The 11,038-nt window shown below is 65.1% G+C and carries 9 protein-coding genes; 4 read left to right on the forward strand and 5 right to left on the reverse strand.

Annotation, left to right across the window (positions count from 1 at the left end; translation table 11 throughout):
• Positions 1-11: 11 nt before the first annotated feature.
• The 5 genes from M0534_RS13530 to M0534_RS13550 all read right to left on the reverse strand — a co-directional run bounded on the left by M0534_RS13530 (position 12) and on the right by M0534_RS13550 (position 7,155).
• The gene (locus M0534_RS13530; protein WP_428348986.1) at positions 12-1,538 is read right to left on the reverse strand and encodes a TolC family protein; all 1,527 of its coding nucleotides are present in this window, start codon (positions 1,536-1,538) and stop codon (positions 12-14) included.
• A 134-nt stretch (positions 1,539-1,672) separates the two neighbouring features.
• The gene (locus M0534_RS13535) at positions 1,673-4,780 is read right to left on the reverse strand and encodes an efflux RND transporter permease subunit (protein WP_248568975.1); all 3,108 of its coding nucleotides are present in this window, start codon (positions 4,778-4,780) and stop codon (positions 1,673-1,675) included.
• A complete protein-coding gene (locus M0534_RS13540) occupies positions 4,777-5,964 on the reverse strand; it encodes an efflux RND transporter periplasmic adaptor subunit (RefSeq protein ID WP_248568976.1) in 1,188 nt (395 codons plus the stop codon). The genes M0534_RS13535 and M0534_RS13540 overlap by 4 nt, the downstream gene beginning before the upstream one ends.
• A 114-nt stretch (positions 5,965-6,078) precedes the next feature.
• Positions 6,079-6,684 carry a trimeric intracellular cation channel family protein gene (locus M0534_RS13545; protein ID WP_248568977.1) on the reverse strand — a complete coding sequence of 202 codons (606 nt, stop codon included), beginning with the start codon at positions 6,682-6,684 and terminating at the stop codon, positions 6,079-6,081.
• A gap of 6 nt (positions 6,685-6,690) precedes the next feature.
• Complete coding sequence (locus tag M0534_RS13550) at positions 6,691-7,155, reverse strand: ProQ/FINO family protein (protein WP_248568978.1); 465 nt, start codon at positions 7,153-7,155, stop codon at positions 6,691-6,693.
• 174 nt (positions 7,156-7,329) lie between these two features.
• Between M0534_RS13550 and M0534_RS13555 the strand changes: the two genes are divergently transcribed.
• The 4 genes from M0534_RS13555 (at position 7,330) to M0534_RS13570 (ending at position 10,902) form a co-directional block, all read left to right on the forward strand.
• Positions 7,330-8,013 (forward strand): zinc metallopeptidase, encoded by a 684-nt coding sequence (locus tag M0534_RS13555; RefSeq protein ID WP_248568979.1) that lies wholly within the window; start codon positions 7,330-7,332, stop codon positions 8,011-8,013.
• 32 nt (positions 8,014-8,045) lie between these two features.
• Entirely contained in the window at positions 8,046-8,429 is a 384-nt protein-coding gene (locus M0534_RS13560) for a hypothetical protein (protein ID WP_248568980.1), read from the forward strand.
• Between the two features lie 72 nt (positions 8,430-8,501).
• Complete coding sequence (gene mgtE, locus M0534_RS13565) at positions 8,502-9,869, forward strand: magnesium transporter (protein ID WP_248568981.1); 1,368 nt, start codon at positions 8,502-8,504, stop codon at positions 9,867-9,869.
• A gap of 4 nt (positions 9,870-9,873) precedes the next feature.
• The gene (locus M0534_RS13570) at positions 9,874-10,902 is read left to right on the forward strand and encodes a metal-dependent hydrolase (RefSeq protein ID WP_248568982.1); all 1,029 of its coding nucleotides are present in this window, start codon (positions 9,874-9,876) and stop codon (positions 10,900-10,902) included.
• Positions 10,903-11,038 lie beyond the last annotated feature (136 nt).

Raw genomic sequence — 11,038 nt, forward strand, 5'->3', positions numbered from 1 at the left:
ACGTTAAACGTTCATCTTATGATGACCTCCTCCGCCCCGGGGGTGGAGATGCTGCGGCGGACCAGCAGCGTGCCGCTTTGGCGGTGTAGTGTGGTCAGCGCCTGGCGGTAGCGGATGGTCGCCTCGACCTCGTCCAGCTGGCTTTCCAGCAGGTCCCGCTGGGCCTGGGACACGGCGAGGGCGGTGCCGGCGCCGACGCTGAAGCGGGCCTGTTCGGCGCGCAGCACTTCTTCCTGGAGTTCACGGGTCGCCGCCGTCGCACTGATCTGCTCCCGGCTGCGTTCCACCTCCAGCCAGGCCAGTTGCACGTCCAGCGCCGCCAGCTGCACCAGATTGCCGACCGCCTCTGCCGCCTGCTGCCGGGAGAAACGTGCCCGGTCAAATTCGGCATGCGCGGCGCGGTTGCCCAGCGGTAGCTCAAAGCTGAGTCCCGCCGCCAGGTCGTAGCCGCTGTCATCGATATTGCGCCAGGAGTCGCCAAAGCTTCCGGCGAACCCGGTCTTGCCCAGGGTCACGAACAGATCCAGCCGTGGCAGCAGGCCGTTTCTGGTCCGAACCACTTCCAGTTCGCCCCGCTGCATCTGCAAGCGGGCCTCGTTCACATCCGGTCGCAGGCGCTGGCTCAGGGTGATGTGATCCACCACCGGATCCGGCTCCACGGCCTCGGTCTCCGGGCCGTCATCCGTTTCCACCGGGCTGGCCCAGCCGGCACCCGGCGGGTTGATCAACTGCAGTAGGGAGATGCGGGCTCGCTCGCGGTCATTACGTGACTCGATCATGCCCTGGCGGCGCAGGGCGACCTCGGCGCGGGCCGAGGCTTCGTCGGTCTCCGGCCGGTCGCCGACCTCGATCCGCCGTCGGGTCTCGTCCAGTTGCTGCTCGGCCACTGCCAGTGCCTGTTCGAAGATCTCCAGTTGCCTGTTGGCGAGAACGTAGTCCCAGTAGGTGATCTCCACGTCCTCGACCAGGGTCTCGGCAAAGCCGCGCAACTGGTAGACGGACGCCAACGTGTCCAGCTCGGCCTGCCGCAGGCTGGCCAGGTTGGATTCGATGCTGGCCCCCTGCAGCAGGGCCTGGGTCAGGCTAAGGCCGGCGCGGCCTTCATACTGTTCCAGCGTGCGGCTGCTGTCGGCCCGGTCAGAGGACACCGACAGTTCCAGCGTGGTGCCGGTGGGCAGTTCCTGGCGCAGCCCCAGCTCGGCGCTTTCCCCCTCGGTGCGGACATCGAAATTCTGCTGGATTTCCGGGCTTTGCCGGACCACGGTTTCACGCCGCAGGCCCAGCTCGGCAAAAACCGCAGGATCAAAGCGGGCCCGCTCCACCGCCTCGAAGGTACCGGCGATCAGCGGCTCGAGTTGTTGCACGGCCAGGTCGCGGTTGTGTTGCAGGGCCAGGAAGACCGCGTTCTCCACCGATAGCCGCAGGGGTTCCGAGGTATCGTCCGGCGTCGTGATGTCCCAACCCTCCGGAAGATCCAGATCCATGCCGCGTCGCGGCAGCTCGGTTGTGGCCTGCGAGGGGCTGGTATCCAGCGGCATCGGATCCTGTACCGCGTCGTCGTCCAGGTCTATTGGCGCGTCGGCCCCGTCCATGCCGAGCTGGTCGCGGGCGGGATCGCCCGGTGCATCCGCCTGGGCGGTGGACAGAGACAGGACCAGGCCGCAGAAAATGGTCAGGATGGACTTGCGCACGCCTCGGTCGACTCCCGTGTTGATTCAGGCTGGTCCCGATGGAACAGCGTGTAGAGGGCCGGAATCACGAACAGCGTGATCAGCGTCGAGCTGAGCAGGCCGCCGATCACCGCGCGGGCCATTGGTGCCTGCGCCTCGCCGCCTTCGCCAACGCCCATGGCCAGCGGCATCAGCGCCAGGATCGTGGTCAGCGTTGTCATCAGGATCGGCCGAAGTCGACGCCGCGCCGCCTCAAGCACCGCATCATGCACTGGCTTGCGGTCGGTCCGGTGCAGCCGGGCGCTCTGGTCCACCAGCAGAATCGCGTTGTTCACGGCGATCCCCACCAGCATGATGCAACCGATGAACGACTGCACGTTCAGCGTCGTGCCGGTGGCAAGCAGGGTCAGCACCACCCCGATGGCGGCCAGCGGCACTGCACACATCACGATCAGCGGGTCACGCAGCGATTCGTACAGGCTGGCCATCACCATGTAGACCAGGGCAATCGCCATCAGCATGTTGATGAATAGTTCCGAGAACGCTGCCTGTTGATCCTCGAAGTCGCCGGCGAAGGTGATGTCGATATCGTCCGGCAAGACCAGGTCGGCCAAACCGTCCTGGGCGTCGCTGACCACCGAGCCCAGATCACGGCCCGAGATATTCGCCGAGATCGTGTTCAGCCGCTGCTGTTCCTTGCGGAAGATCTGGATCGGCCCGGTGGATGGTTCGAAGCTGATCAGGTTGCGCAGCGCCACGTCACGGCCGTCGTCGGTGGGAATGACCAGATTCAGGATATCGTCCTGCGACAGCCGTTCGGCGTCCCGCAACTGCACCCAGATCCGGTGTTCGTTGCCACCGGTACGGAACTGTCCGGCACCGCTACCGCCAACGGCCGTTTCCACGGTTCGCGCCAGGCGCGACACGCTGACGCCCTGATCGGCCGCCCGTGCCCGGTCGATGCGGATCAATTGCTGCGGCGTGCCGTCCTCGCGACCGATACGTGCGTCGGTGATGCCTTCCACGTTTTCCAGGATTTCCGACACCCGTTTGCTGACTGCATCCATCACGTTCAGGTCGAAGCCGCGGACCTCGACCGACAGGCGTTCGCCTTCCTCGCCGCCGAGTCCGCGTACGACCATGCCCTCGCTGGCACGGACCCGCAGCGTGCCGCCGGGGATCTCGCCCACGGCACGGCGCACCGCACTGGCGATTTCCTCGCTGGAGCGGTCCCGGTCGGCAACCGCCGACAGTGACACCCGGACATCCGCCCGCGCCGGTGACGAGGCCCGGAATGTGGACGGTCCGACGCTGGTGACCATGTTCTGCATTTCCGGCACTTCGTTGCCGAGCACCTGTTCGATCAGGCGGATCTTGCGATCGATGACCTCGAGTCGCGTGCCGGGCTGCATTTCCAGTGAAATGCGGATCTCTCCCTCGTCGGTGGGGGGCATGAACTCGGTGCCCAGCCGGGGCACCAGGCTAATGGCGACGACGAACAGGGCCAACGCCAGGGTCAGCATCGGCAAGCGGTGGCGCAGGGTCCAGTGCAGCCCGGCCTGATGGCCGTCCTCCAGGCGCTGAACCAGGCGCCGGCATGTCTCGGAGACGGCGCCGACCAGCCGGTTCGGCGGCCTGTCCGGTTCCCGGATTCGCGCCATCAGCATCGGTACCAGGGTCAGTGCCACCAGCAGTGAGCAGAACAGGGCAAAGGCGACCACGAAGGCCAGCTGCCGGAACAGGATGCCGCCCAGTTCCTGGGCGAAGAACATGGGCAGGAAGATCGCCATCGTGGTCAGCGTGCTGGCGACAACCGCGGCTGCCACCTCGCCGGTGCCATTGATCGCCGCCGCCTCGCTGCCGTCGGCATGTTCCCGTCGTCGGCGGTTGATGTTCTCGATAACGACGATCGCGTTGTCCACCATCAGGCCAACGCCCAGGGCCAGGCCACCCAGGGTCATCAGGTTGAGCGTGAAGCCGCCGAAGTAGATCAGCATGAATGTGGTGATCACGGACACCGGAATCGCTGCCGCGGCCACCAGTGTGCTGCGGATGCTGCGCAGGAAGAACAGCAGTACCAGCACCGCCAGGCTGCCGCCATACAGGATCGAGCGGCCGACGTTGGCAATGGACCGTTCGATCAGCTGCGAGCTGTCGATGCGGACCCCGATGTTGAACTGCGGGAAATCCCGTTGCAGGCGGCCCATCTCCTCGCGCACCGCCTGCGCCACCTGCACGGTGTTGGCGTCGGATTGCTTGCGCACCGCAAGCTGGACACCGGGTTCGTTGTTGATCCGGATGATGCGGGTGATGCGCTGGTTGGTATCGCGCACCGTCGCTACCTGGTGGAGGTAGATCGGCGCGCCGTCGCGAACAGCCAGCACGGTGTCGCGCAGTTCGTCCAGCGAGCCGAACTCGCCGGGGGTGCGCAAACGGATGTCGAACAATCCCTGCTCGATGTCGCCGGCCGGCACCGTCACGTTGGCATCGCGGATGGCCTGCTGGATGTCCGCCAGGTCCAGGCGGAAGGCGAGCAGGCGTTCGGGATCCACCTCGACCCGGATCTCGCGTTCCAGGCCGCCGCGCACATCGGCCGCGGCTACGCCCGGAACCCGCTCCAGCCGGGGCCGGATACGGTCATCGATGATCTGCCGCGCACGCACCGGATCAAGCTGGCTGGCGACGCCGATCAGCAGGATCGGTGACTGCGCGGTATCGAACTTCCGCACCCTCGGGCGATCCGCGTCCTCCGGCAGGTCGTTGATGATCCGGTCCAGCCGGTCTCGCACCTCGCCGGTGGCTTCGTCCAGGTCACTGCCCCAGCCGAACGCGATACGGACATTGCTGTTGCCCTCGGTGGACGTGGAACTGACTTCCTGCACGCCGGGCACTGCCGACACGGTTTCCTCCACCGGGCGGGTTATCAGCTGCTCGATCTCCTCGGGGCTGGCGTTCGGGTATTCAGTGGAGACGGTGATGGTCGGGTAGGTGATGTCCGGCAGCAGGTCGATCGGCAGGCGGCCCAGGGCGACCAGGCCGATTGTCACGGCGATCAGGGTCACCATCGAGGTGAACACCGGCCGGCCGACCGTCAGCCGGGCCAGATTCACTGCTCCAGCTCCATCACCGGGGCTTCCTCGTCATCTGCCGGGCGGACCGGCACCCCGTCGCTCAGCAGGTGCTGGCCAAGGGTTACCACCCGGCCGGTAATCGCGGGCTCGAGGACCTCGACCCGGCCGGTCTCCCGGATGCCGAGTTCCAGCGGCACGAACTCTGCGGTCTCGCTGTCATCACCGATGCGGAATACCCCGGTCTCGCCGCCGTGGGTGATCACTGCATCCAGCGGGATGATCGTGGCGTCGTCGCGGCCGTCGATTCGCACCCGGGCGCGGATAAACATCCCGGGCTTGAGTTCGCCCCCGGCGTTCGGTACCCGGATCTCGACCTGGGCCTGGCGCGAATCCTCGCGGAAGATCGGTGCCAGGCGTGCCAGTTCGCCGCTGAACGTCCGGCCCGGAAGGGCATCGGAGCGCACCTCGACCTGCTGGCCGACCCGCAGCCGGGCGTAATCACGGTCGGCGGCGAACACGATACCGCGCAGCGGATCCAGTGAAACCAGCGACAGCACCGGATCATTGGTCTGCAGCAAGGTGCCCTCGTCCGCATAGCGCTGGCCGACAACGCGATGCGAGTCCTCGCCCTGCCAGCGGGCGCTGATTTCGGTGTAGGAGAGTCGGATTTCCGCCGCCCGCACGGCGGCTTCCTGTTGGCTGACCTGGCTTTCGGCCAGCTGCACCCTGGCCTGCTGGGCGCGGGCTTCGGTTTCTGCGGTGTCCAGCTCCGACTGCGAGGCCACGCGCTGTTCGCGCAGTTCGCGGGTACGGCTCAGAGAGCGGCGGGCGGCATCGCGGGAGGCCTCGGCCTCGGCCAGGCTGGCCCGCGCCACCGCGAGCTCGGCGCGGGCCTGCTCCAGTTGCTGGACTTCTTCCTCGTCGTCCAGCCGCGCAATCAACTGGCCCTGTTCGACTTCATCACCGATATCCACCAGCAGTTCGTCCAGGCGGCCAGCCGTACGGGCCGCAACATCGAACTGTGCGGCCGGACTGAGCGAGCCCGTAAAAATGGCCCAGCCGGTAATGCCGCCGCGTTCCACAGGTGCCGTCTGCACGGCCACCGGTCGCTGCCCACCGTCGCCGGTCGGTCGTGCTACATCGTCATCGCCCGCCTGCTGCCACCAGAGGAAGCCGGCCAGGGCAAGGAGGATGAGGGCGGCCAACACGCCGTTCTTTAGCATTTGGTGGGTTCCGCGGTTTGTGGGCCAACGATCGATGCGCGGGCATGACACACAACGTGCGCTGTCAGACCCTGACCGAACGGTTCGGGTTCCGGATGGCGGTGTCAGGAAATGTCAGTCGCCATGCCGGAACACCGGCAGGCCCAGTTGCCAGCGGATCGCCGCCAGGCGCAGTGCCAGTGCGGTCAGCAGCCCGGCCCAGGCGGCAATCGCCATGCCGGGCAGAATCAGGCTGAGGACGACCATGATCGAGGAACCGGCAAGGGCGGCGGTGGCATATAGCTCCTTGCGCAGCACCAGTGGAACCTCGCCACAGAGCACATCGCGGATCATGCCGCCGAATACCCCCGTCATCACCCCCATCAGCACTGCGGTGGCCGGGTGCACGCCCGCGGCCAGTGCGCGTTCGGCGCCGATCACACAGAATGTCGCCAGGCCGATGGCGTCGGCAATGGGCAGGAAATCCCGATGCAACCAGCGGTAACGGGCGAGCAGTACCGTCACCAGCCCGGCAATGGAGGCAATCCACAGATAGGAAGGGGCCTGAATCCAGAACACCGGCGTCAGTCCCAGTGTCAGATCCCGCAGGGTGCCGCCGCCTATTGCGGTGACTATGGCAAGCACCAGTACGCCGAACAGGTCCAGGTGCTTGCGTCCGGCGGCCAGCGCGCCGGAGACCGCGAACACTGCGGTACCGAACAGGTCGAGTAGCTGGAACATCGGCGGTCAGGACTGGTTGAACTTGGCAGCCAGCTTCTCCAGTTTCTGCTGGCGTAGCTGGTCCGGGTCCGGTTTCTTCGAACGCGCCTTTTGCCGTTGCTTGCGCCGCTCTGCCTGCCGGGACTTCTGTTCTTCCCGGCGCTGCTGGGCGAAAGCCACCGCCTGGTCGTCGATGTCACCGGCATCGCTGCCGTCCAGGTGGATCCGTGGTCGGCGGTCGATAATTGCTTCGAGGTAGGCCGGGGCACGCGTGTAGAGGGCCAGGGACTGACGCACCAGCCAGCCGGGCGTGTCGCCGAGCTCCGGGTCGTCGGCCAGTTGCTTGCGCAGGTCCTGCTGAATACCGATGGCCAACGGCCGGATGGCGTCCAGATCCGCGGTGAAGCAGTTCGGATAGCGCTGCTTCAGGGTTTCAAGGAAGGCCCGGGCGCGTAGTGCGCGCTCTTTTTTCTGGGTATCGGAGCTTGCCATGATGTCTGCCGTCTCTGCCGAGTCGAGTCGAACCCCCGCCGAATGGGCCGGCGGCGTGCTGCCGGTGATGGGTTGCGCAGACGGTTGCTGGCCCGCTGGCATCCCTGCTGAGACTCCATGCTACCCAATGCAGGGGGGCGCGTGCGAGACGAATCATGAACGGGAGGTGCGGGCATGTTGCCGCTGATCCTCGGTGGTCTGCTGCTGTTGGCGCTGATCTATGGGCCTTCGCTCTGGGTGCGCCGGGTCATGGCGCGGTATCGCAGCCCGGAAAACCGCTACCCCGGTACCGGCGGCGAGTTCGCCCGCCATCTGTTGAAGCGCCTGCAGCTTGATCATGTAGGCGTCGAATCGACCGGGCAGGGCGATCACTATGATCCGATGCAGAAAGTGGTGCGACTGTCGCCGGCGAATTACGACGGCCGCCATCTGACGGCCGTGACCGTGGCCGCCCACGAGGTCGGTCATGCACTGCAGGACGCGATCGGCTACCAGCCACTGGTCTGGCGCACGCGGCTGGCGGTGTTCGCGGCTCGGGCCCAGCGGTTTGGTGGTTTTCTACTGCTGGCCATCCCGGTCCTGCTGCTTCTGACCCGGGTGCCTGCGAGTGCGCTGATGTTGCTGGTGGCGGGGCTGGCGAGTGTCGGGCTTGCAGTTCTCGTCCACCTGATTACGCTACCCACCGAGTTCGATGCCAGCTTCCGCCGCGCGCTGCCGTTACTCGAGGCGGGTTACCTGAAACCCGAGGACAAACCCGCGGCGCGCCGAATACTGACCGCCGCCGCATTGACCTATGTGGCTGCGGCATTGATGAGTGTGTTCAATATCTGGGTGTGGCTGCGCATGCTGCTGCGCTGAGACGAATGGCGCCGCGCGCCGGAGGAAACCCGATGCAAACCGAGACGAGCAATCCCAGCGGACGTAACACCATGATGCAGACCCTGAAATCGTGGATCGGCAGTTTTTTCCGTCAATTCGGTGCGCTGCGCAGCACGCTGCTCGGGTTTACCGTGCTTTCGATCCTGTTCGCGACGCGGCCCGATCAGCCCATTGTCTATGAAGGCTGGGGCTTCGTGATGACCGTGGTGAATCCCGCCCTGATGCCGCTCTGGCTGTCGGGCCTGCTGCTTGATGCGCTGATGTCGAAGGTGGTGATGGGCGATGCCGATGCTGCCGGCCGGGCCCGGCTGCGGCTGATCATCCGCGTTGAGCTGATTCTTGCATTGGTGCTCGTGCTGGCCTGGACACCATTCTTCATGGCCATCATGGCCTGAGGCCGACCCTGGAAAACGGCGGCGCGCACGTAGACAATCCCGTGCATTCCGAGCCTGCCGGGAGAGGCGCGCATGTTGCTTGATTCAACGACCATTGATGGTCACGCCGAGGCGTTTTCCCGCGCGCTGGAGGAGCAGCGTTTCGATAACGCCATCCGCGACATGCGGCGTGTCTCCCTGCGCCGCAGTGCCCGGATACTTGCCGAAGCTCCGCTGCCCGCGTTACTGCCGTTTTTCCGTGCAGCAGGCTGGGAGCGCGCGGGTGCCGTCGCAGCGCACTTCCCGCGCGAGTTCACTGTCTCGCTGCTGAACGATTTCCCGGACGAAGAGGCCGGTTCGCTGCTCGCGAACATGCCGCCCGGCGTGATCGCACATCTGGTCCGTCTGCTGCCGGAACAGCGGGCTGCAGCACTTCTGGACCAGTTCGACCCCGAATACCGCGATCAGGTGATGGGCCTGGTGCGTTATCCGGAAGGCACCGCCGGCGCCGAGATGAGCCCCTATTTCCTCGGAGTCGACAGTGAATCCAGCGTCGGCGAGGTCATCGAAGTGGTGCGCCAGGCACCACCCGATTCGGAGCGAGGCACCTATGTCTATCTGCTGGACCACCAGGGTCGCCTGAACGGAGTGATCTCGCTTCGCGACCTGATGCTGAGCGCCAACGAGCAGCCGGTGGCCGAGGTCATGCGTCGTGATGTGCTCGCCGCCCGCACCGATGATCCGGCGCTGGAGGCGGCCCGCCGTATCCGCACACGGCGGCTGAAACTGCTGCCGATCGTCGACCATGAGGATCGGCTGCAGGGCGTGATGACCATCAACGAGGCGATGGATCTGCTTGCCCAGGAAATTGCCGATGAATTCGTCGCCGTGAGTGCGGCCTCGGCCGACGAGAGCTTCTTCACGCCACCGCGTCAGGCGGTGCGAAAACGTCTGCCCTGGATGGCGGCGAATATTTTTCTCAATCTTGGTGCCGTGGTGGTGATCTCCTCGTTCGAGGAGACGCTGATCCAGGTCGCAATCCTTGCCGCCTTCCTGCCGATGATTACCGACATGGGCGGCAACGTCGGCATTCAGGCCCTGTCGGTGTCCATCCGCAGCATGGCCCTGGGCGAGGCGCGGCTGCGCGATTTCTGGAAAGCCATGCGCAAGGAGATGCTGATCGGGATCATGAACGGTGTCGCGCTTGGCCTGCTGTTCACGCTGGTCGCCTGGGTCATGCAGGGCAATATGGTGCTGGGCCTGGTGGCTGGCACGGCACTGGCGGTGAACGTGCTGGTGGCAGGCGTCGTTGGCGGTACCATCCCTTTCCTGATCAAGCGGCTGGGCAAGGATCCGGCGATGATGACCGGGCCGATTCTGACCACGATCACCGATATTACCGGGGTTTCAATCTACCTGGGGCTGGCGACCCTGTTCCTGTCCGGGCTGCTGGGGGGCTAAAGCTATGGATACCGTCTCCCATCTGCTGCTGGGTGGCGCGATCGGTCAGGCAACCCTGGGGCGCCGGATCGGCAACAAGGCGGTGGCCTGGGGTGCGACGGTGTCCCTGCTGCCGGATATCGATGTGCCAATCGGCGCCCTGCTGGGCGATGCCGCCGCGCTGACCTTTCATCGGGGCATTACGCATTCGCTGCTTTTCGTCAGCATCGCCGCGGTGCTGCTCGGCTGGCTGGCCAGCCGCATCCACGTCCGCGACAGGGTGGATTGGCAGAACTGGGCGGTGATGCTCTGGCTGGCGCTGCTCAGCCACCTGGCGATCGATGCCTTCACCTCTTATGGCATCCAGCTGCTGCTGCCTTTCAGTGACCGTTCGTTTGCCATCGCCAGCATCTCGGTGATCGATCCGCTGTATACACTGCCGCTGCTGATTACCGTGGTCTGGTTGCTATTGCTGAAGCCGAAGCGGCCGGCCCGCACGGTGCTGGCCGTTACCGGTATCGGGCTGTCCAGCCTTTACCTGGCGTTCACGCTGTACAACAAACAGCAGGTGGAGGACGTGTTTGCGGCCACGCTGGCGCAACGGGACATTGACTACCAGCGCATGTTCGTCAAGCCGACCATCTTCAACAATGTCCTGTGGCGGGCCGTCGTGGAGACGCCGGAAGGCTACCTGGTTGGCTTTCACAGCAGGCTGGATGACCGTCCGCCGCAGGATTTCGTGCGTTTCGAGCGCAATGCGCAGTATCTGGTGCCGCATATGGGAGAGCCCATCGTGCGTGACCTGCTGCGCGTGTCAGATGGCTACTATCAGGTGGTCGAGCGTGACGGTGAGTTGTACTTTCACGACCTGCGGTACGGCCAGGCCTTCGAATGGCTGCGCGACGACCGCCCCCACGTCTTCACCTACCGCCTAATCCCGCCCAGGACCGAACGCAGCAGCATGGACATTGAAACCATCAGCCTGGATGTGGACCGGGAACGCGATCCGCAGACGGCGAGGGAGTTGTGGGATCGGATGAAGGGCAGGCAATAAGGGAATGTTTTAAGTGTTACGTTTTACGTTTAAAGTCAACGACCTAAAACCTAAAACCTAAAACCTAAAACCTAAAACCGGCGGTCTCAATCGGTCGACGCAACAGTGAGCTGGAGTTTCTCGGCCGGGTTCATGA

The organism is Methylonatrum kenyense (assembly GCF_023195885.1).
GTDB lineage: Bacteria > Pseudomonadota > Gammaproteobacteria > Nitrococcales > Aquisalimonadaceae > Methylonatrum > Methylonatrum kenyense.

Excerpts from the sequence above, each read along its gene's own strand:
- M0534_RS13560 (WP_248568980.1), top strand. The coding sequence starts at position 8,046 with ATGCAAACCGAGACGAGCAATCCCAGCGGACGTAACACCATGATGCAG.
- M0534_RS13555 (WP_248568979.1), top strand. The coding sequence starts at position 7,330 with ATGTTGCCGCTGATCCTCGGTGGTCTGCTGCTGTTGGCGCTGATCTAT.
- M0534_RS13570 (WP_248568982.1), top strand. The coding sequence starts at position 9,874 with ATGGATACCGTCTCCCATCTGCTGCTGGGTGGCGCGATCGGTCAGGCA.
- M0534_RS13530 (WP_428348986.1), bottom strand. The coding sequence starts at position 1,538 with ATGCCGCTGGATACCAGCCCCTCGCAGGCCACAACCGAGCTGCCGCGA.
- M0534_RS13545 (WP_248568977.1), bottom strand. The coding sequence starts at position 6,684 with ATGTTCCAGCTACTCGACCTGTTCGGTACCGCAGTGTTCGCGGTCTCC.
- mgtE (WP_248568981.1), top strand. The coding sequence starts at position 8,502 with ATGTTGCTTGATTCAACGACCATTGATGGTCACGCCGAGGCGTTTTCC.
- M0534_RS13540 (WP_248568976.1), bottom strand. The coding sequence starts at position 5,964 with ATGCTAAAGAACGGCGTGTTGGCCGCCCTCATCCTCCTTGCCCTGGCC.
- M0534_RS13550 (WP_248568978.1), bottom strand. The coding sequence starts at position 7,155 with ATGGCAAGCTCCGATACCCAGAAAAAAGAGCGCGCACTACGCGCCCGG.